Origin of the sequence: Peribacillus sp. TH14 (assembly GCF_016651145.1) — a bacterium.
GTDB lineage: Bacteria > Bacillota > Bacilli > Bacillales > DSM-1321 > Peribacillus > Peribacillus butanolivorans.
The window spans coordinates 3817873-3839122 of sequence record NZ_JAEKEK010000001.1; the positions used below are offsets into that span (position 1 = coordinate 3817873).

Here is a 21250-nt window from a genome sequence, read left to right on the forward strand (position 1 = left end):
ATAGAAAAAAGAGGGTAGAGAAGATCTAGCCTCTTTTTCTATCGACTCAATCGATTAAAGGTTGTGAACACAATGATTAAAAGTGCCTACCTCCACATACCGTTTTGTGAACATATTTGTCACTATTGTGATTTTAATAAAGTGTTTTTGCAGGGGCAGCCAGTCGACGAATATTTACGGATGATGAAAAGAGAAATGGAAATGCAACTTGCAAAGTATCCAACAACAGGATTGGACACGGTTTTCGTCGGCGGAGGGACACCAACCTCTCTTGATGAAAAACAACTTGCATTCTTATGTGAAGCAATCAATGAAACCCTTCCTTTTGATTCAAAGAAGGCTGAATATACATTCGAGGCTAATCCTGGGGATCTTTCAAAGGAAAAGCTTGAAATACTATTTCATTCCGGTGTGAATAGGCTTAGCTTTGGGGTGCAAAGCTTCAATGATGAATTATTAAAGCGAATTGGTCGGACACATCGGGCATCTGAAGTATATGAAACGATTCATTTGGCTCAAGAGGTTGGCTTTACAAATATAAGTATCGACTTGATTTATGGATTGCCAGGTCAAACGATGGAAGACTTCAAGGATACGCTAGATAAGGCCCTTGCACTACAGCTTCCTCATTATTCCAGTTACTCATTAATTGTTGAGCCTAAGACGGTTTTCTATAATCAAATGAGAAGAGGGAAATTAAATCTTCCGCCTCAGGAGCTTGAGGCTTCCATGTATGAACGGCTGATGGAAGAGATGGAGAAACATGGTCTGCATCAATATGAAATCAGTAATTTTGCTCGTCCTGGATTTGAAAGCCGACACAATTTAACATATTGGGATAATGTGGAATATTATGGGATTGGTGCGGGAGCACATGGCTATACTGGGGGAAAAAGAGTGGCCAATCATGGGCCAGTGAAAAAATACATTACGCCATTGACGGTGAACGAGTTACCTGTTTTGGAAGAACATCCTGTACCACTCCATGAAAAGATGGAAGAGGAGATGTTTTTAGGACTTAGAAAAACAGAAGGAGTTTCATTGGAAAACTTCAAGAATAAATTTTCTGTTGAAATGACGGAAATTTTCGGGAAATCGCTCGAAGAAGAATCGGCAAAGGGTCTGCTTACGATTGAAGGTGGGTTTGTCCGATTGACTGAGCAGGGGAAATTGCTTGGTAATGAAGTGTTCCAATCGTTTTTAGGCGTTGCTGATTCCGAGTGATGGAAATCTCTTGTTATTTTATCAATGAATTAGCGGTTTTCATTGTTGACATCATAAGCTTCATTTGATAATTTATTAGTATATTAGCACTCAAAGAGACAGAGTGCTAACAGAGGTGATCATACATGCTAACTGATCGTCAATTATTGATTCTGCAAGTGATAATCGAGGATTTTATCCATTCTGCCCAGCCAGTCGGGTCGCGAAGCTTGTCGAAGAAAGATGAAATTACGTTCAGCTCTGCCACAATCCGTAACGAAATGTCTGATCTTGAAGAATTGGGTTTTTTAGAAAAAACTCATACATCTTCTGGTAGAATACCTTCTGAAAAAGGGTATAGATATTATGTGGATCATTTGCTTTCTCCTCAAGCTCCGAAAAAGAATGAAATGAAATTGTTAAAATCTGTTTTTGTTGAGCGAATCTATGAGCTAGAAAAGATTGTTCAAAAGTCAGCAAAAATTCTTTCTGAACTGACGAATTATACGGCAATTGTACTAGGTCCAAAAGTCAATGAACATAAGTTGAAAAAAATTCAGATCGTTCCATTGAGTCCGGATGCTGCAATTGCAATCATTATTACTGATACAGGTCATGTGGAAAATCGAATGATTTCCTTGCCCCCTTCTTTTGATATAAATGAAATTGAAAAGATGGTGAACATTTTAAATGCCCGTTTAGTCGATGTTCCGCTTGTTGATTTAAAAGATAAGATCTATAAGGAGGTGGCTGCTCTATTAAGCCACCACATTCATAATTATGGATCGATTGTTTCTGTTCTAGCGGATACCTTGACGGATACAAAGCCTGAAAAAATATTTTTCGGCGGGAAAACGAATATGCTAAGGCAGCCGGAGTTCCATGACATTGCAAAGGTAAGTACACTTTTATCGATGATTGAGCAGGAACAAGGGTTTTATGATCTTATTACTCAAAATCCAGCGGGCATTCACGTCAAGATTGGCCGTGAAAATCAAAATACGGTACTTGATGACTGCAGCTTAATTACCGCAACCTACTCAATCGGACATGAACAAGTGGGCACATTAGCGATACTAGGTCCAACGAGAATGGAATATTCGAGAGTAATCAGTCTGCTTTCGTTTTTCTCGAAAGATTTAACGACTCTGATGACTAAACTGTATCAAAAATAGGAGCAAAGGTAATATTGTTAAGGTGGCGGGGATGTAAATTCCCCAGCCTGACTTATTACTTAAGCATAAATTGTATAACCCTTTTAGGGAGGTGAGATTGTGACAGAAAATAAAAACGAAGAACAAACATTAGAAAATGAAACAATCGAGGAAAGCGCTGCAGAAGCTGTATTTGCTGAAGAGGAAAATCCAGCGGAACAAAATCAGGAGGAAACTCCGGTTGAGAAAGATGAACTTCAATTGGCTCATGAAAAGATTGCTGAGCTACAGGCTAAAATCGAAGAAATGGATAACCGTTATCTTCGTCTGCAGGCCGATTTTGATAATTCAAGACGCCGTGCCAAGCTTGATATGGAAGCGGCTCAAAAATATAGAGTTCAAAGTATTGCTGGTGATTTAGTCGAGGCTCTTGATAATTTTGAAAGAGCGACAAAAATCGAAGCTGATAATGAACAGACAAAATCCCTGCTTCAAGGGATGGAAATGGTCTACAAAGCGATTATTGATGCATTGACTAAAGAAGGCATCGAACCAATTAGTTCGGTTGGTGAAGAATTTGATCCGCGTTTACATCAAGCGGTCATGCAAGTTCAAGATGATAACTTTGGTTCTAACATCGTTGTCGAGGAGTTCCAAAAAGGATATGTTCTTAAAGACAGAGTGCTTCGTCCTGCAATGGTAAAAGTAAACGAATAATAGAAATTACATACAAATAATTGGGAGGTAGTGAAACTATGAGCAAGATTATTGGTATTGACTTAGGTACAACAAACTCTTGTGTATCTGTACTTGAAGGCGGGGAACCAAAAGTTATCCCGAATCCAGAAGGAAACCGTACAACTCCATCCGTAGTGGCATTCAAAAATGGTGAAAGACAAGTAGGGGAAGTGGCAAAACGCCAAGCAATTACAAACCCAAACACGATCATTTCTATTAAACGTCATATGGGTACTAATCATAAAGAAGTAATTGAAGGAAAAGAATACTCACCGCAGGAAGTTTCTGCAATCATCCTTCAATACTTAAAATCATATGCTGAAGAGTATCTTGGTGAAAAAGTTACAAAAGCGGTTATCACTGTACCTGCTTACTTCAATGATGCAGAACGTCAAGCAACGAAAGATGCTGGTCAAATTGCTGGACTTGAAGTAGAACGTATTATTAACGAACCGACAGCTGCAGCACTTGCATACGGTTTAGATAAAACAGATGAAGACCAAACAATTCTTGTATTCGACCTTGGTGGCGGTACATTTGACGTATCAGTCATGGAACTTGGCGATGGCGTATTCGAAGTTAAATCCACTGCTGGTGACAACCGTCTAGGTGGAGATGATTTCGACCAAGTCATCATTGATTACCTAGTAGAAGCATTCAAGAAAGAAAATGGAATCGATCTTTCTAAAGACAAAATGGCAGTTCAACGTTTGAAAGATGCAGCTGAAAAAGCGAAAAAAGATCTTTCAGGTGTAACTTCTACACAAATTTCATTGCCATTCATCACAGCTGGAGATGCTGGCCCGCTTCACTTAGACGTAACAATGACTAGAGCTAAATTCGATGAACTTTCTTCAAGTCTTGTGGAACGTACAATGGGACCTACTCGTCAAGCGATGAAAGATGCAGGTCTTTCAGCATCTGAAATCGATAAAGTCATCCTTGTTGGTGGATCTACGCGTATTCCTGCGGTTGTTGAAGCAATCAAAAAGGAAATCGGTCAAGAACCAAGCAAAGGTGTTAACCCTGATGAAGTAGTAGCTATGGGTGCTGCGATTCAAGGTGGCGTATTAACAGGGGATGTTAAAGACGTTGTTCTTTTAGACGTAACTCCACTTTCACTTGGAATTGAAACAATGGGCGGCGTGTTCACGAAATTAATCGACCGTAATACAACAATTCCAACAAGTAAATCACAAGTATTCTCAACAGCGGCTGATAATCAAACAGCTGTAGATATCCATGTTCTTCAAGGTGAACGTCCGATGTCAGCAGACAACAAAACGCTTGGTCGTTTCCAATTGAGTGACATTCCACCGGCACCGCGCGGAATTCCACAAGTCGAAGTAACTTTCGACATTGATAAAAATGGTATTGTAAACGTTCGTGCAAAAGATCTTGGCACAAACAAAGAACAAGCAATCACAATCAAATCATCTTCAGGACTTTCTGATGAAGAAATCGACCGCATGGTACGTGAAGCAGAAGAAAATGCTGATAGTGATAAACAACGTAAAGAAGAAGTTGAACTTCGTAACGAAGCAGATCAACTAGTCTTCCAAACGGAAAAAACGCTTAAAGATCTAGAAGGTAAAGTAGACGAAGCGGAAGTAACAAAAGCAAACGAAGCGAAGGATGAACTGAAAGCAGCAATCGAGAAAAATGAGCTTGAAGAAATCCGTGTGAAAAAAGATGCACTTAACGAAATCGTTCAAGCTTTGACAATGAAGCTTTATGAAGAAGCTGCAAAAGCTCAGCAAGCAGGCCAAGAGGGTGCTGGCGAAGCTGGTGCAAAAGACGATAATGTAGTTGATGCAGAATATACAGAAGTAAACGAAGAAGAGAAAAAATAAAAAAGTGACCCTGTTGGGACGCTGATATATTGGGCAGGGATTTCTGCCTGTAATTGTAGAAAAGTCAAAGTCAGGTTATCTTGGCTTTGGCTTTTTTACAATGGGTGAAATCAAAGTCCGGAAGTAATGGCAGCTGGTATTCTTTTATTCTTACAATCGCTAGTGGGGAATCATAAGACTATGGAGAAAAATAGGTGCAAATTTGAGGCAGATGTCTTCTTTTACGAAAAAGTGTTCAAGCCGTTTGTACTTTTCTAGTTGATTATTATCTTCGTTCAGTGATAATATTACCTTTATGTGAATCGAATCGGGAGTGGATTTTAGATATGAGTAAACGTGATTATTATGAGGTGTTAGGCCTTTCGAAGAGTGCTTCGAAGGATGAAATCAAAAAAGCGTATCGAAAGCTCTCCAAACAATATCATCCTGATATTAATAAAGCGGAAGATGCTGCGGATAAATTCAAGGAAATTAAGGAAGCTTACGAGGTATTAAGCGACGAGCAGAAAAAGGCTCATTATGACCAATTTGGACATACAGATCCAAATCAGGGCTTCGGTGGCCAGGACTTTGGCGGTTTCGGTGGTTTTGAAGATATTTTCAGTAGTTTCTTTGGTGGAGGCGGACGTAGAAGAGATCCTAATGCACCGCGCCAAGGGGCTGATTTACAGTATACGATGACGCTTTCTTTCGAAGAGGCTGCATTCGGAAAAGATACTGAAATTGAAATTCCGCGTGAAGAGAATTGTGATACTTGTAAAGGATCGGGTGCTAAGCCTGGCACAAAAGTGGAGAACTGTTCACACTGTCATGGAACAGGTCAATTAAATGTTGAACAAAACACGGCATTCGGACGTATTGTGAACCGGAGAGCATGTCACCATTGTCAAGGAACAGGAAAAATCATTCCTAATAAATGTTCAACTTGCGGCGGAGACGGTAAAGTTCAAAAACGCAAAAAAATCCAAGTCAAGGTGCCAGCCGGAATCGATGATGGCCAGCAACTGCGTGTATCCGGTCAAGGCGAGCCTGGAATCAATGGTGGTCCAGCTGGAGACCTTTATGTAGTCTTCCATGTTCGTAGCCACGAATTCTTTGAAAGAGATGGCGATGATATTTATTGTGAAATGCCGGTTACTTTTGCTCAGGCAGCATTAGGAGATGAAATTGAAGTTCCGACCTTGCATGGTAAAGTTAAGTTGAAGATACCTGCAGGAACACAAACAAGCACGCGTTTCCGTTTAAAAGGAAAAGGGGTTCCGAATGTAAGAGGATATGGCCAAGGAGATCAGCATGTGGTCGTATTAGTGGTTACACCTAAAAAATTAAGTGAAAAACAAAAGGACCTTCTTCGTGAGTTCAACGATATCAGCGGACAATCAGGTATAGATGAACAAGAAGATGGCTTTTTCTCAAAGGTAAAGCGTGCTTTTAAAGATAGGTGAAGACAAGTAAAGAAATTGGGAGCTGGTAGATTATGAAGTGGTCTGAATTTGCAATCCATACAACAAATGAAGCGGTTGAACCTGTTTCAAATATTCTTCATGAGGCAGGTGCAAGCGGTGTTGTCATTGAGGATCCCCTTGAATTAGTCAAAGAACGTGAAAATGTTTTTGGCGAAATCTACCACCTAAACCCAGCTGATTATCCGGATGAAGGTGTGTTGATTAAGGCATATTTGCCGGTTAACAGCTTCCTTGGCGAAACTGTTGATGCTATTAAGGAATCAATTAATAATCTCCTTCTTTTTGATATCGATCTTGGGAAGAATGTTGTTTCAATTAGTGAAGTGAATGAAGAAGAATGGGCAACGGCTTGGAAAAAATATTATAATCCGGTCAAGATTTCTGAACGTTTTACTATTGTTCCTACATGGGAAGATTACACTCCTGTAAGCAGTGATGAATTAATCATTGAACTTGATCCTGGTATGGCTTTTGGAACAGGTACCCACCCGACAACGGTTATGTGTATCCAAGCACTTGAACGTACAGTTCAGCCGGGTGACTTAGTTGTTGATGTAGGAACGGGTTCCGGTGTTTTAAGTATTGCAGCGGCATTATTAGAGGCGAAACAAGTTCAGTCGCTTGATTTGGATGACGTAGCTGTACAGTCTGCTAAGCAAAATGTAGAACTTAACAACGTTCAAGACAGAGTTTCTGTTTCTCAAGGTAACTTGTTGGACGGCGTAAACGAACAAGCAGATGTCGTTGTAGCTAATATATTAGCTGAAGTCATTATGCTCTTTACAGATGATGTAGCAAAAGTAGTTAAACCTGGTGGGTATTTTATAGCTTCTGGGATTATCCAGCCAAAGAAACAGGATGTGAAGGATGCAATTATAGCTTCCGGATTCACAGTTGAGGAAACCATTTTGATGGAAGATTGGGTAGCAATCATCGCGAAAAGAAATGATTAAATGAAAAGTTACTCTGATTATCGTATATTTGGATAGTCAGAGTACCTTTTTTTAGCTTGAGTTTTTGCATGGCGCGCAATCGGAAAATAAGCCTCTGACTGCTAGCCTGTGAGTTTTTTTAGACTAGACGAAGTAGGTGGCAGTGTGCAACGGTATTTTCTTAACGAGGAAGACTTTAATGGTAAAACAGTGACGATATCAGGCGATGATTTTCACCATATTTCCAGGGTAATGAGAATGGAACCTGGGGAGCAAATCATCACCGTAAAGGGCAACGGAATGACTGCGGTCACGGAAATTTCTGAAATAACAAATGACGCTGTTATAGGAACCATTATTGAATGGAAGAATGAAGAAAAGGAACTTCCGGTAAGAGTTACGATAGCGAGCGGTCTGCCTAAAGGGGATAAGTTAGAATATATCGTTCAAAAGGGGACGGAATTAGGTGCTGTTGAATTTATCCCTTTTATTGCTGCTCGTTCGGTGGTAAAATGGGACCACAAAAAGGTTGGTAAGAAATTGGAACGACTCCAGAAGATTTCAAAGGAAGCGGCCGAACAGTCCCACCGCACAGTTATCCCTGCCATCAAGGAACCGATGACGGCAGATCAGCTAGCTGGATATGCTTCTGGTTTCGATCATAGATTAATTGCTTTTGAAGAAGAAGCAAAGCGTGGAGAAACGTCTGTACTTGCTTCTGTTTTGAAAGATATCACTGCCGGACAATCGATTTTATTCGTGTTTGGTCCTGAAGGGGGCATGGCAGAGAAGGAAATCGAAAAATTGTCGGCTGCCGGATTTGTAGCTTGTGGTCTTGGACCTAGAATATTAAGAACTGAAACAGCACCTTTATATGCACTTTCCGCTGTTTCTTATCATGTAGAACTTTTGAGGTGATGAAAAATGGCAACGGTCGCTTTCCATACATTAGGTTGTAAAGTAAATCATTATGAAACAGAAGCTATTTGGCAATTATTTAAGACAGAGGGATATGATCGTGTTGAATTTGAAAATACATCAGATGTATACGTCATCAACACTTGCACGGTAACGAATACTGGCGATAAGAAGAGCCGTCAGGTCATCCGTCGTGCAATCCGTAAAAATCCGAATGCTGTTATAGCAGTAACGGGTTGTTACGCACAGACATCTCCTGCAGAGATCATGGCAATTCCAGGTGTAGATATTGTTGTTGGAACACAGGACAGGGTTAAATTGCTTGAATACATCGAGCAGTTCAAGGTAGAACGTGAACCAATCAATGCGGTTGGGAATATTATGAAAAATCGTGTCTACGAAGAATTGGATGTACCGGCATTTACTGATCGTACTCGTGCCTCACTAAAGATTCAGGAAGGTTGCAATAATTTCTGTACTTTCTGTATCATCCCATGGGCTCGTGGTTTAATGCGTTCCCGTGATCCAAAGGAAGTCATTCATCAAGCTGAGCAGCTTGTCGAGGCAGGATATAAAGAGCTCGTCTTGACGGGCATTCATACCGGTGGTTACGGAGATGACTTGAAGGATTATAATTTGGCGATGCTACTACGTGACTTGGAAAAAATTGATGGGCTAAAGAGGATCCGTATTTCTTCCATTGAAGCCAGTCAAATTACAGATGAAATCATTGAAGTACTGACGAATTCGAAAAAGGTAGTTCGTCATTTGCATATCCCTATCCAATCGGGTTCTGATACGGTTTTAAAACGGATGAGACGTAAATATACAATGGCTTTCTTCGGTGATCGAATTGAAAAATTAAAAGTTGCACTGCCAGGCCTTGCTGTTACATCTGATGTAATCGTAGGCTTCCCGGGTGAAACCGAAGAAGAATTTTTGGAGACGTATAATTTTATAGAAAAATATAAATTCTCCGAACTTCATGTCTTCCCGTATTCAAAACGGACAGGGACTCCTGCCGCACGTATGGAAGACCAAGTGGATGAAGATGTGAAAAACGAACGCGTTCACCGTCTGATTTCATTATCGGATCAGTTGGCAAAAGAGTACGCTTCTCGATTTGAGGGAGAAGTGCTTGAAGTCATTCCTGAGACTAAGTTGGAAAATGGTCTTTATGAAGGCTACTCGGATAATTACATGAAAATAGTCTTCCCGGCTACAGAGGAAATGGTTGGTGACATTGTAAAAGTGAAAATTACAAAGTCTGGCTATCCACATAGCGAAGGACAGTTCGTGACGGTTGTGAAAGATATTCCGTTGCAGCAAGTAGCTAATATATAAGACAGCGATTTTTTCGCTGTCTTTTTTTTTATCCTTTGTTTAACGTGTTTTCTTAGTACATTAGGGTAAAGACTATATATATCGTCAAAATGGAAGAACTATGGTATGATGAGAGGTACGTACAACTAGTTTTAAAATGTTTTTAAGGAGGAATATAAATGTCACAAAATGTAGCAGGTTTAATTGACCACACTTTATTAAAAGCAGATGCAACGAAAGAGCAAATAAAGGTATTATGTGAAGAAGCGAGAGAGTATAATTTTGCTTCAGTATGCGTAAACCCGACTTGGGTGAAGTATGCAAGTGAGCTTTTAGAAGGCTCAGAAGTAAAAGTTTGTACGGTAATTGGTTTCCCTTTAGGTGCCACTACACCAGAAACTAAAGCTTTTGAAACAAAAGACGCCATCAGCAATGGCGCACACGAAGTTGATATGGTGATCAATATCGGCGCATTAAAGGACAAGGATAATGAATTGGTAGAGCGGGATATTCGAGCTGTGGTAGCGGCATCGACAGGTAAAGCTCTTTCAAAAGTAATTATTGAAACCTCTTTACTTACTGAGGAAGAAAAAGTCCGTGCTTGCGAACTTGCCGTAAAAGCGGGAACGGATTTTGTTAAAACCTCAACTGGTTTTTCAACTGGCGGTGCAACAGTTGAAGATGTTGCGCTTATGAGAAAAACAGTAGGACCAGATATCGGCGTTAAAGCTTCAGGCGGAGTTCGTAACACGAGTGATGCTCAGAAAGTGATTGAAGCGGGTGCAACAAGAATTGGAGCGAGTGCAGGTGTCTCCATCTTAAAGGGCTTAACAGCTGACTCTGATTATTAATTTACAAGCCGCATTCTTAAGAGTGCGGCTTATTTTTTTATATGCGGACGATGGATCAATAAAATAAAGTTGGAAAATTGACGTGCAAATGGTAAAACGATCAAGGAAGTCACGATATTGAAAATAACACTAGCATGCGCGAGTTGTGTACCCTTATCATCGGTGAAAAAAGCAGCTGTTCGTTCTAGGACGTCCACAAGAGGGAGAAAAGCTGCAACTCCGATTACATTTAACCAAATATGTGCATAAGCTGTAAAAGCAGCTTGTCTACCAGAACCGATGCTGGCCAAGTAGCCAGTGATACAAGTGCCTATATTAGAGCCGAGCATCATGATAATGGCGGAAGCGACGGATAACTCCCCGCTCATTAAAAAGCTCATTGCTATTCCTATAGTCGCGGAGCTAGAGTGAATCATTGCCGTTAACAAGATACCAGCCAATAGAGCAATACTCATATGATCCTCTATGTTGCTGATTAGAGTCTGAACTGATGGATAGACTGCAATAGGTTTCGAAAGCATTTTAAAGCCACTCATCGCTGCGAAGATAGCTGAGATACCGATCAGGGACATCCCAGCGCTTTTCGAAAATACTTTTGGCATTAAACAAAGAATAGCACCACTGATGACACCAGGAATTATCCAACGATCCAAGGAAATGGTCATAAATTCTGCTGTGAAGGTAGAACCGATATTTGTTCCTAGAATAATACCGATTGTTTGTGGGAAAGTTAAACTTCCAGCAGAAACGAGGCCGACCGTCATAACCATGACCGCTGAGCTGCTCTGGAGAATTCCTGTAAAAATGGTACCGGCAAAAAAACCTTTCCAGGGTCTATCTGTTACCTTTGAGAGGAAAGTTTTTAATGCAGCACCGGACATATTGAACAATCCGATACGTAAAACAGCCATACCGGCTAAAAATATCGCAATGAATAATAGAAATAAAATTAGCTCATACATGACTCTCACCCCTTAATCAGCTTATGGTCAAAAGGGGGTAGACATGCTATAAAAAGGATTTCTTTGCTCTAGAATGATTGTTTAGTGAAAAATTATGACATAAACATGATAATATTCGAAATAAGTTTGATTTTATTGGTTGACCTGTTAAAGATGATATATTATAATTGTTTAGTACATGTATAACATGTTGACAACTTGAGTTAGTGTGTTGTTTTCGGAGGGAGGGAAAGAGATGTCTAAAACCGTCGTTCGTAAAAACGAATCGCTTGAAGATGCTCTTCGTCGTTTCAAACGTACTGTATCTAAAGCAGGATCGCTTCAGGAAGCTAGGAAGCGTGAATTTTATGAAAAACCAAGCGTAAAACGTAAGAAAAAGTCTGAAGCTGCAAGAAAACGTAAATTCTAAGAGAGGGTGGAAAGATGAGTCTTCTCGAGCGTTTAAATAATGATATGAAACAAGCGATGAAGAACAAGGAAAAGGACAAACTATCTGTTATTCGGATGCTGAAAGCTTCTATTCAAAACGAAGCTCTAAAGCTGAGACAAGATTTAACAGATGATGAAGAATTGACAGTGCTCTCTCGCGAATTAAAACAACGCAAAGACTCCCTCCAGGAGTTTGAAAACGCAGGTCGTTCCGATCTCGTGGATAAAGTCCGCACCGAACTAGTATACGTAGAGGCATATATGCCTGAGCAACTTTCAGAAGAAGAGATTTCTAAAATTGTTAAACAAACAATTGAAGAAGTCAATGCAACGTCCAAAGCAGATATGGGGAGAGTTATGGGAGCTTTAATGCCTAAAGTTAAAGGTAAAGCAGATGGTTCTCTAGTAAACAACTTAGTACAACAACATCTATCTTAAACTCGAAACCTAACCGCAGGCAAATTGCCTGTGGTTTTTGTGTATTAAAGGATTAGATTACAATATTTATGCGTATATTATTGGGACAAATGGCGAGATATTATGGATACTTTTAAATTTATTTGCTTTTTTTGAAACCTTTTTCATATACATACGTAATAACTAAGGAACAGAGTAAAGGGTAGCTTCATTTGCAGGGGCCTCTTATTCAATTTTTAGTTACGGGCTGAATTTATCTGGTAAGTATTCTTCGGAAATCGGAGGCCGCTTACAGCGTTAAGTACGGGAAAGGAGGCGTTCCGTTGAAAATTTGGCGTTATATTTCTTTGCTCTTATTTGGATTGCTGTTTACCATGTCTTCACTGATGGTGCCGGCTGTTTCTGCAAAGGAGAAGATCGTTTACCATGTTCCAATTGAAGAAACGGTGGAAAAGGGACTCTCTGCTTTTTTAGAACGTGCGTTGACCACTGCAGAAGCCGCTAATGCAGATCTTGTCGTTTTCGAGGTGAATACCCCTGGTGGTGCTGTTGATGCGGCAGGGAAAATTGCTAAGTTAGTGTCCGATTCACCAATAAAGACAGTTGCCTACGTCAATAACAGAGCTCTTTCTGCAGGCGCTTATATTTCTCTGAGTGCCGATGAAATCTATATGGTTCCGAGTGCGACAATGGGATCAGCAGCCGTTATTGATTCATCAGGAAACGCTGCAGGAAAGAAAGCGCAATCTTATTGGCTTGCTGCCATGACGACTGCTGCTGAACAAAATGGACGCGACCCGATTTTTGCCCAGGCGATGGCGGATGAAGACATCAACCTTCCTGAATATGGTGCAGAAACCGGAAAGCTGCTGACATTTACAGCGGAACAGGCTAAAAAGTCTGGCTATAGTGAAGGTACCGTTTCTGGGATAGAAGAGCTGTATAGTATACTTGGGGTTGAGGATGCCGATATTCGATCTATCGAAGAAAGCTTTCCTGAGAAACTTGCCCGCTTTTTGACCAATCCAATTGTCATTCCTATTTTATTAACAATAGCAGGAATCGGGATTGTGATTGAATTGTTTTCACCTGGTTTTGGAATTCCGGGTGTTATAGGGATTTCCAGTCTTGTGTTGTTCTTTTATGGCCATCTTGTCGCAGGTATCACCGGGTACGAATCGTTAGCATTGTTCATTATTGGAATCATTCTTGTACTAGTAGAATTTTTTGTCCCAGGGGGGATTATCGGGCTGCTTGGGTTTACCTCGATTGTGGGAAGTTTATTCCTCGCTTCAGGTGATCCTGTTCATATGACGATTTCCTTGCTAATTGCGATTACCGTATCCATTTTGGTATTCATCCTACTTGTAAAGGTGTTTGGAAAACAGATGAAATTTTTCAGGAAAATGATATTAACCGATGCAACAAAAACGGAACAAGGGTATGTGAGCAATCCGAATCGAGTGGATTTATTAGGTGTTGAAGGGAAGGCTCTTACAGATTTAAGGCCTTCAGGAACAGCTTTGATTAATGATGAAAGAGTTGATGTCGTGACTGAAGGAAGTTTTGTTTCCAAAGGTTCGGCAATCATAATTGTTAAAGTTGAAGGATCTAGGGTTGTCGTCCGGGAAATTCCGGAATCAAATTAAAGATACAGGAAGGATGAATCATTAAGTGATAAGTTCAGGAACGATTTTTATTGTACTGGCAGTGATTGCTGCTATCATCGTATTGGCAGTATTTTTCACATTCGTACCAGTAATGTTATGGATTTCCGCCTTAGCGGCAGGAGTCAAAATCAGTATTTTTACATTAGTTGGGATGAGGCTTCGCCGCGTTATACCAAGCAGAGTTGTCAATCCACTTATTAAGGCCCATAAGGCTGGAATCAATGTTTCAACGAATCAATTGGAGAGCCATTACCTTGCAGGCGGTAATGTCGATCGCGTCGTGAATGCATTAATTGCTGCGGAACGTGCGAATATCGTGTTACCTTTCGAAAGAGGTGCGGCTATTGATCTTGCTGGTCGTGATGTACTGCAAGCTGTTCAAATGAGCGTTAACCCGAAAGTGATCGAAACTCCGTTCATCTCTGGTGTAGCAATGAATGGGATTGAAGTAAAAGCGAAGGCAAGGATCACGGTTCGTGCCAATATTGAACGTCTAGTCGGTGGTGCCGGTGAAGAGACGATCATTGCCCGTGTAGGGGAAGGGATCGTATCGACAATTGGTGCTTCGAAAATGCACACGGATGTACTGGAACATCCAGATTTGATTTCAAGAACAGTTTTATCAAAAGGGTTGGATTCAGGAACAGCATTTGAAATTCTCTCCATTGATATCGCTGAAGTGGATATCGGGAAAAACATCGGGGCGATCTTGCAAACAGACCAAGCCGAAGCGGATAAGAAAATTGCCCAGGCAAAAGCAGAAGAACGACGTGCCATGGCTGTTGCGCTTGAACAGGAAATGGTTGCCCGCGTTCAGGAAATGCGAGCGAAGGTTGTCCAATCCGAAGCAGAAGTTCCGTTGGCTATGGCAGATGCACTAAAAAGTGGAAACCTTGGAGTGATGGATTATATGAATATCCAAAATATCACGGCTGATACGGATATGCGTGATTCCATCAGTAAAATATCCGACAATCCAAAAGATAACAACATTAACAATAATAGTAATAATAACAATAACAATAATAATAATTAGATCAGGAAAGGGAGGTCTTTAAATGGGAGATTTTATTGATTTCTTTCTCAAGAACCCATTCCTTATCATTGTCTTGATCGGTATTTTAACGTCCATGTTAGGAAAGAAAAAGCAGCCTCAGCAAAGTGGTGATCCAAACACGCCTCCGAAAAAGAAATGGCAGGAGGTCATCCGGGAGCTTCAAGGTGAAATGGCACAAGGTAATCAACAGCAAAGGCCTGCACCTGCTCCCGTAAGGAAAGTCGAACAGCAGGCAGCACAGGCTGCTGAAGTAATCGATGAGACGAAAACTGAAGCTAACAAAAGGATTGCGGAGCTTAGGCGTCTGCAGCAGAAGTACGATCAAGAGCGTTTATATCAAAAAGCGAAGGCGGATCAAATTACATCAGCGATATCTGATAATAACAGTCCGGTCTATCGCAAAGGACCGTCTTTTGGCAAAAAACAGCTGATTGATGGCATCATCATGTCAGAAGTGCTGGGACCGCCAAGGGCGAAGCGAAGTCTTCAGAGGTCAAGGAGATAACTCGATAGGGGACCTGTGTGCATTATGTATTTGATGCAATAAAAAAATAGACTTTTGTTCCTTTATAATTTTGTGCTAGAACTCTCTTTCATTTCATACATTGAGATGAAAGGGGGTTCTTTTTTATGGCTCGTAATTGGGGAAAAAAAATGAAACAGCTTATGACCAAAACAATGGACCTTCCGCAAGATGTCATGATGGACCTGCCGCGAATTACTATGATCGGACAATTACATATTTATATTGAAAATCATCGTGGCTTATTAGCTTTTACTGACAGTGAAGTACGATTGATGCTGAAAAATGGTCAGCTGCTAATAAAGGGAACAGCCTTTGTCATTAAGACGATTTTGCCGGAAGAAATCATGCTCGAAGGCAAGATTGACAAGGTATATTTTATCAATGAATGATCCCGGGAGGTCTCCATGAAAAACCAATGGACAAACTACTATACAGGCTATGTTAAAGTGAAGGCTTATGGCAGAGGTGCGGAACGGTTGATTAACATGCTGACAAGGAGAGGGCTTCATATCTGGGATGTGAAGCGTGTTGGAAGTGAATCTCTAATTTTTCATATGGATTTTAGAGATATTCCAAAGCTCCGTCAGGTTATGCGTAAAAGTGACTGCAAAGTAAAGTTCATGCAGGGAAAAGGCGTTCCGTTCCTATTGAAGAGAGTTATGAAAAATAGCGGGTTTTTGGCTGGTCTAATTGCCTTCCTGCTTTGTATTTTTGTACTTTCCAATATGGTTTGGGGCATTGATGTGCAAGGTGCAAAGCCGGCAACCGAGCATGCCATCCGAAAAGAGTTGGACAAGATGGGCTTGAAAATTGGTAAGGTGCAATTTTTTGTTGATGATGTGGATACAATCCAGCGTAAATTATCTGATCGGATTGGTGCATTAACGTGGGTGGGAGTTGAGCTGAAGGGAACAACTTACCATTTTAGAGTTGTTGAAAAACGGCAACCGAAAGAAATCGAGAAAACGTCTCCACAGAATTTGGTAGCTTCGAAAAAAGCAATAATCACTGATTTGTTCGTAAAAAAAGGACAATCTATAGTAAACGTAAATGATTATGTCGGCAAAGGGCAGCTTCTTGTTTCAGGTGTGATTGGGAAAGAAGACAAGCCGGAAATTGTATCAGCTCAGGGAGTAATAAAAGGGAAAACATGGTATAAAGCGGAAGTGAAGGTTCCATTGAAAACTAAATTTTCTGTTTTAAACGGAAATGAAACGAGTAAGCACTATATAAAAATGAGTGGCTTTTCTTTGCCAATCTGGGGTTTCAAAGATCAGGGATATGAAAAACAGGAAAAAGAAACGACTGTGAGGCCGTTTCACTTTCTTCAATGGGAACTGCCTATTTCCTATAAAGTTGTGACCTTAAGGAGCAAGGATGATATTGTCCGAAGTTATACGAAGGAAGAAGCGATAAAGGAAGGTAAAAAAATGGCCCGAGCCGATTTGCAAAAGCTGCTCGATGAGGAAGATGAAATCGTGGGAGAAAAAATTTTGCACGAAAGCATAGAGAATGGTAAAGTTAAATTATCTATACATTACCAAGTTATTGAAGATATAGCGATTGGACAGCCAATCATTCAAGGAGACTAACGAATGGCAGATGATGTGAAAGTAATTAAGTTAGAAATAGAATCACCTAATGAAGCAATTGCTTTATTGGGCAATGGGGATTCAAATGTAAAAGTGCTTGAAGAAGAGCTTGGAATTTCAGTTATTACCCGAGGTGAAGCAATCAGTGTTGCTGGAGAAATCGAGCGGGTAACAATGGGTCAGGAAATATTGAAAGCACTATTAACAGTAATTAGAAAAGGAATTACAATCAGTTCCAGGGATGTTCTATATGCAATTGAATTGGCTAGAAAAGGGACCTTGGAATATTTCGGTGAATTATATGAAGAGGAAATCGCTAAAACAGCTAAAGGGAAATCCATTAAAGTCAAAACAATCGGTCAGAGATACTATATTCAAGCTATAAAGAAGCAAGACTTAGTATTTGGAATTGGGCCTGCTGGAACCGGGAAGACCTACCTTGCTGTAGTGATGGCGATTAATGCATTAAAAAATGGCCATGTTAAAAGAATTATCCTGACTCGACCGGCTGTTGAAGCGGGTGAAAGCCTAGGTTTCCTGCCAGGAGATCTGAAGGAAAAAGTAGATCCGTACCTACGGCCGTTATATGACGCCCTACATGACCTTCTGGGGATGGAACAGACCCAAAGGATGATAGAACGTGGAACGATTGAAATTGCTCCTCTTGCCTACATGAGGGGACGTACGCTTGAAGATGCATTTGTCATCTTGGATGAGGCACAAAATACGACTGAAGCCCAAATGAAGATGTTCTTAACTCGGCTTGGATTCGGTTCAAAGATGGTCATTACGGGAGACCGTACACAGATTGACCTTCCCAAAGGAATGAAGTCTGGTTTGGTTCGGGTTGAAGAAATCTTGAAAAATGTTAAAGGTCTTTCATTTGTTTATTTTGAACAAAGTGATGTTGTAAGACATCCACTTGTAGCCAAAATCATTACTGCTTACGAGCAGGCAAAGGAATAAGAAAAAAATCCGCCAATTCCACTCGGCGGATTTTTCGTGCTGTGTGTAGATTGTGTGTCTTTATTAGCAAAAAGTAGAAATAGAACGGAAGAAGCTTTACATTTATCATAACCAGGGTGAAAATTAACAAGAAAACTGTTATGATTTTACATATCTAGAATATTACATCACTTTTTTATAGGAGGACCTTCCTTGAATCGTATCCAGAAATTTTTTACTAAAATAAAGGGGCTATTGGTCCATCGTTTTTTTCAAGTACTGTTGTTTCTGATACTTGGTTTGTTTACGTATGGATTAATGTTTTCCAATGTCAAACCGGAAAAAGTCCAGGTAGAGCTTTTTAAGCCGGCAGAACAAACTATTCGTTCAACAAAGACTGTAGAAGATACATATAAGACCGAACAAGAAAAAGAAGAGATTTCAAAACAAGTGGCGGATGTCTATACATTAAAAAAAGAATACGCCAAAAATAAAGTCGATCTGATTTCATCCATTTTTGATTCGGCGATTGAGGTGAATAAAGAAACAGATCCTGAAAGAGATAAAAAAGAGGAAGGAAAGGAAGATAAAAAGGAACCAATAAAAACTGATGCTCAGAAGGTTTCCATTTTAAAAGAAAAATTGACAGATGAAGTCAATAGAAATATTGAGGATTCTGTTTTCCTTGCTTTAGTGCAGGCGAATGAAGATGAGCTGGAAATTGCAAAAGACTCAACAATCACGGCTGTTAATAATGTGATGAGCTCACGAATTGCGGCCAGTGATGTCGAAAATGCCAAGAAAAAGGTTGTAGAAGAATTAGGGTATATGAGCATTAATAGCGATATGAAAAAAGCCTCTAATTCCCTTGCACGCACGGCAATCATCCAAAATGTGTTTTTCGATAAGGATAAAACCGAGGAGCAACGTAGGAAAGCAGTCGAAAGCGTAGAGCCTATTAGAATTCTTCAGGGGCAGATTATTGTTGAAGAAAATCAGTTAGTAGACCGGGATGTGTACAGGCAACTTGAACTGGCAGGTTTTTTAAGTACAGAGTCTACCATTTATCCTTATATTGGGCTACTGCTATTTATCCTTTTAACTTTTGGAGCTTTTTATTACTTTTTTTACATTTCAATTTCCAAAAGGGATAACAAATACAATCAGTTATTGATCTTCAGTCTTGTCTTTATCCTTTCGATGGCAACTATGAAAACTGTCAGTGTTTTCGCAGATCTTAAAAATTCGAATTTAGAATACATTTTCCCAGGTGCCATGGCGGCTATGCTTATTAAGATTTTATTGAATGATAAGCTAGCTGTAGCAATGATTATTTTATTAGGTTCGTATGGTACGATTATATTTAATGGTGATACACCTGGAAATCTAGATTTCTCTATGGGACTTTATATTATTTTCGGGGGTTTGGCGGCAATCATTATATTATCGCGCCCCAATTTCAAATCAAAAGTTCTGATTGCAGGACTTCTGATGTCTTTAATCAATATGGCATTTGTATTTTCGCTTATCTTTATAATGGACGGGCATTATACTAAAATGGAGTATTTGTACTATGCTGCTGCAGCAATAGGATCGGGAGTGGGTTCAGCTGTTTTGACAATGGGCCTGTTACCGTTTTTTGAGGCAGGTTTCGGGATCTTATCATCGATGAAGCTAATCGAACTTTCAAATCCAAACCACCCTTTACTACGAAAAATTTTAATTGAAGCACCAGGAACCTACCATCACAGTGTAATGGTGGCCAATTTAGCGGAATCAGCTTGTGAAGCTATTGGATCAAATGGATTGCTTGCAAGGGTCGGCAGTTATTATCATGATATAGGCAAGACGAAACGTCCGCATTTTTTCATCGAGAATCAGATGAATGAGGAAAACCCGCATGATCGACTGCAGCCGGAAACGAGTAGGGATATCATCATTGCCCATGCTGTTGATGGTGGTGAGATGTTGCGCAGTCATAAATTCCCGAAAGAGATTGTTGATATTGCGGAGCAGCATCACGGGACTACTTTATTGAAATTTTTCTATCATAAGGCGAAGAAGCAGGATGATACGACAGTTGAAGCCTGTTACCGTTACCCAGGCCCGAGAGCGAAAATGAAGGAAGTCGCTGTCATAGGGATTGCTGATAGTGTAGAGGCCGCGGTGAGATCGATGCAGCACCCTACACCTGAGAAGATTGAAGAGCTGGTAAGTTTTATTATTCAGGACAGAATTCAAGACGGTCAATTTGATGAATGTGACATTACTATGAGAGAATTAAGTATCGTGAAGCATTCCTTATGTGAATCGCTTAATGGTATCTTCCACTCCAGGATTGAATATCCGGAGCCGGAAAAATTAGGACAGAAGGTGAAAGAATGATTTTAGCAATCGATTTAATGGATGAAACGAACGAAGTTACGGAAAAAGCTCAGAACCTTGTTGAAAGTATTCTGCAATTTGCGGCTAAAAAAGAAAATATTGAAGAAGATACGGAACTGTCTGTCACTTTTGTAGATAATAGAAGAATTCAGGAAATCAATAAAGAATATCGCCATAAAGATGCAGCTACCGATGTCATTTCTTTTGCACTGGAAGAGATGGGTGAAGATGAAGTAGAAATTATCGGGGCCGAAATGCCTCGTATGCTGGGTGATATTATTATTTCCATTGAGCGTACTAAGGAGCAGGCAGAAGAATACGGACATTCTTTTGACCGTGAACTTGGGTTTTTAGCTCTTCATGGTTTTCTTCATTTACTAGGCTTTGATCACATGACTGAAGAAGATGAAAAAGTGATGTTTACTAAACAAAAGGAGATCTTGGAAGAATATGGACTTTCAAGAGAAGGGTAAAAAAAAGTATCCTTTAATAAAAAGCTTCTCTTTTGCCTGTCAGGGGATTTTGGAAGCAGTTCGAACAGAACGTAATATAAAGATTCATTTCGTATTAACAGTAATCGTCGTATTCTTTGGTTGGTATTTCTCATTGAATGGGATGGAATGGCTGTTCATTTTGGCTGCCATTGCTGGTACGATTACATTAGAGCTCGTTAATTCAGCGATTGAAAGAGTTGTAGACCTGGTAACAGACCAAATCCATCCCCTTGCTAAGCAGGCAAAAGATATTGCAGCCGGAGCTGTATTCATATATGCTATATTTTCTATAATAGTTGGATTGATTATCTTTTTGCCGAAGTTTGGTCTATAGG

At 40.2% G+C, this 21250-nt stretch carries 21 protein-coding genes; 20 read left to right on the forward strand and 1 reads right to left on the reverse strand.

From position 1 onward, the window contains the following. The first annotated feature begins 72 nt into the window (after positions 1-72). From hemW to deoC, 9 genes are all read left to right on the forward strand, one after another. Complete coding sequence (gene hemW, locus JFU50_RS18510; protein ID WP_057218741.1) at positions 73-1224, forward strand: radical SAM family heme chaperone HemW; 1152 nt, start codon at positions 73-75, stop codon at positions 1222-1224. A 125-nt stretch (positions 1225-1349) separates the two neighbouring features. Then, positions 1350-2378, forward strand: coding sequence for a heat-inducible transcriptional repressor HrcA (gene hrcA / locus JFU50_RS18515; RefSeq protein WP_201185863.1), 1029 nt, complete (start codon positions 1350-1352; stop codon positions 2376-2378). A gap of 99 nt (positions 2379-2477) precedes the next feature. Continuing rightward, a complete protein-coding gene (grpE, locus tag JFU50_RS18520) occupies positions 2478-3074 on the forward strand; it encodes a nucleotide exchange factor GrpE (protein WP_201223628.1) in 597 nt (198 codons plus the stop codon). A 38-nt stretch (positions 3075-3112) separates the two neighbouring features. Further along, on the forward strand, positions 3113-4948 hold the full coding sequence (dnaK, locus tag JFU50_RS18525; RefSeq protein ID WP_053347012.1) for a molecular chaperone DnaK: 1836 nt from the start codon (positions 3113-3115) through the stop codon (positions 4946-4948). Positions 4949-5274: 326 nt separating this feature from the next. Further along, positions 5275-6393 carry a molecular chaperone DnaJ gene (gene dnaJ / locus JFU50_RS18530; protein WP_053347011.1) on the forward strand — a complete coding sequence of 373 codons (1119 nt, stop codon included), beginning with the start codon at positions 5275-5277 and terminating at the stop codon, positions 6391-6393. A gap of 32 nt (positions 6394-6425) precedes the next feature. Further along, complete coding sequence (gene prmA, locus JFU50_RS18535) at positions 6426-7367, forward strand: 50S ribosomal protein L11 methyltransferase (protein ID WP_201223629.1); 942 nt, start codon at positions 6426-6428, stop codon at positions 7365-7367. A gap of 144 nt (positions 7368-7511) precedes the next feature. Continuing rightward, a complete protein-coding gene (locus JFU50_RS18540) occupies positions 7512-8264 on the forward strand; it encodes a 16S rRNA (uracil(1498)-N(3))-methyltransferase (RefSeq protein WP_201187957.1) in 753 nt (250 codons plus the stop codon). Positions 8265-8270: 6 nt separating this feature from the next. Further along, complete coding sequence (gene mtaB / locus JFU50_RS18545; RefSeq protein ID WP_053347008.1) at positions 8271-9608, forward strand: tRNA (N(6)-L-threonylcarbamoyladenosine(37)-C(2))-methylthiotransferase MtaB; 1338 nt, start codon at positions 8271-8273, stop codon at positions 9606-9608. 158 nt (positions 9609-9766) lie between these two features. Beyond that, positions 9767-10438 (forward strand): deoxyribose-phosphate aldolase, encoded by a 672-nt coding sequence (deoC, locus tag JFU50_RS18550; protein ID WP_056528625.1) that lies wholly within the window; start codon positions 9767-9769, stop codon positions 10436-10438. Between the two features lie 29 nt (positions 10439-10467). Here the strand turns inward: deoC and JFU50_RS18555 are convergent, their stop codons facing one another. Then, entirely contained in the window at positions 10468-11400 is a 933-nt protein-coding gene (locus JFU50_RS18555) for a Na/Pi symporter (protein WP_201223630.1), read from the reverse strand. A 235-nt stretch (positions 11401-11635) separates the two neighbouring features. Between JFU50_RS18555 and rpsU the strand changes: the two genes are divergently transcribed. The 11 genes from rpsU (at position 11636) to JFU50_RS18610 (ending at position 21249) form a co-directional block, all read left to right on the forward strand. Continuing rightward, positions 11636-11809: a 30S ribosomal protein S21 gene (rpsU, locus tag JFU50_RS18560; protein ID WP_028391853.1), complete on the forward strand. Its 174-nt coding sequence runs from the start codon at positions 11636-11638 to the stop codon at positions 11807-11809. A gap of 14 nt (positions 11810-11823) precedes the next feature. Then, complete coding sequence (locus JFU50_RS18565; protein ID WP_057218734.1) at positions 11824-12267, forward strand: GatB/YqeY domain-containing protein; 444 nt, start codon at positions 11824-11826, stop codon at positions 12265-12267. Positions 12268-12575: 308 nt separating this feature from the next. Next, the gene (locus tag JFU50_RS18570) at positions 12576-13895 is read left to right on the forward strand and encodes an NfeD family protein (protein ID WP_397443438.1); all 1320 of its coding nucleotides are present in this window, start codon (positions 12576-12578) and stop codon (positions 13893-13895) included. A 43-nt stretch (positions 13896-13938) separates the two neighbouring features. Further along, positions 13939-14952 carry a flotillin-like protein FloA gene (gene floA, locus JFU50_RS18575; protein ID WP_397444186.1) on the forward strand — a complete coding sequence of 338 codons (1014 nt, stop codon included), beginning with the start codon at positions 13939-13941 and terminating at the stop codon, positions 14950-14952. A 22-nt stretch (positions 14953-14974) separates the two neighbouring features. Beyond that, a complete protein-coding gene (locus tag JFU50_RS18580) occupies positions 14975-15478 on the forward strand; it encodes a hypothetical protein (protein WP_201223631.1) in 504 nt (167 codons plus the stop codon). A gap of 125 nt (positions 15479-15603) precedes the next feature. Further along, positions 15604-15888 (forward strand): sporulation protein YqfC, encoded by a 285-nt coding sequence (gene yqfC, locus JFU50_RS18585; protein WP_053347001.1) that lies wholly within the window; start codon positions 15604-15606, stop codon positions 15886-15888. 15 nt (positions 15889-15903) lie between these two features. Next, complete coding sequence (yqfD, locus tag JFU50_RS18590) at positions 15904-17091, forward strand: sporulation protein YqfD (protein ID WP_201223632.1); 1188 nt, start codon at positions 15904-15906, stop codon at positions 17089-17091. A gap of 3 nt (positions 17092-17094) precedes the next feature. Beyond that, complete coding sequence (locus JFU50_RS18595) at positions 17095-18057, forward strand: PhoH family protein (RefSeq protein WP_057218726.1); 963 nt, start codon at positions 17095-17097, stop codon at positions 18055-18057. A gap of 192 nt (positions 18058-18249) precedes the next feature. Then, positions 18250-20421 (forward strand): HD family phosphohydrolase, encoded by a 2172-nt coding sequence (locus tag JFU50_RS18600; protein ID WP_201185853.1) that lies wholly within the window; start codon positions 18250-18252, stop codon positions 20419-20421. Beyond that, positions 20418-20894, forward strand: a complete 477-nt coding sequence (ybeY, locus tag JFU50_RS18605) for an rRNA maturation RNase YbeY (protein ID WP_201185850.1) — start codon at positions 20418-20420, stop codon at positions 20892-20894. The genes JFU50_RS18600 and ybeY overlap by 4 nt, the downstream gene beginning before the upstream one ends. Then, complete coding sequence (locus JFU50_RS18610; RefSeq protein WP_098177895.1) at positions 20872-21249, forward strand: diacylglycerol kinase family protein; 378 nt, start codon at positions 20872-20874, stop codon at positions 21247-21249. Before ybeY ends, JFU50_RS18610 begins: the two co-directional genes overlap by 23 nt. Position 21250 lies beyond the last annotated feature (1 nt).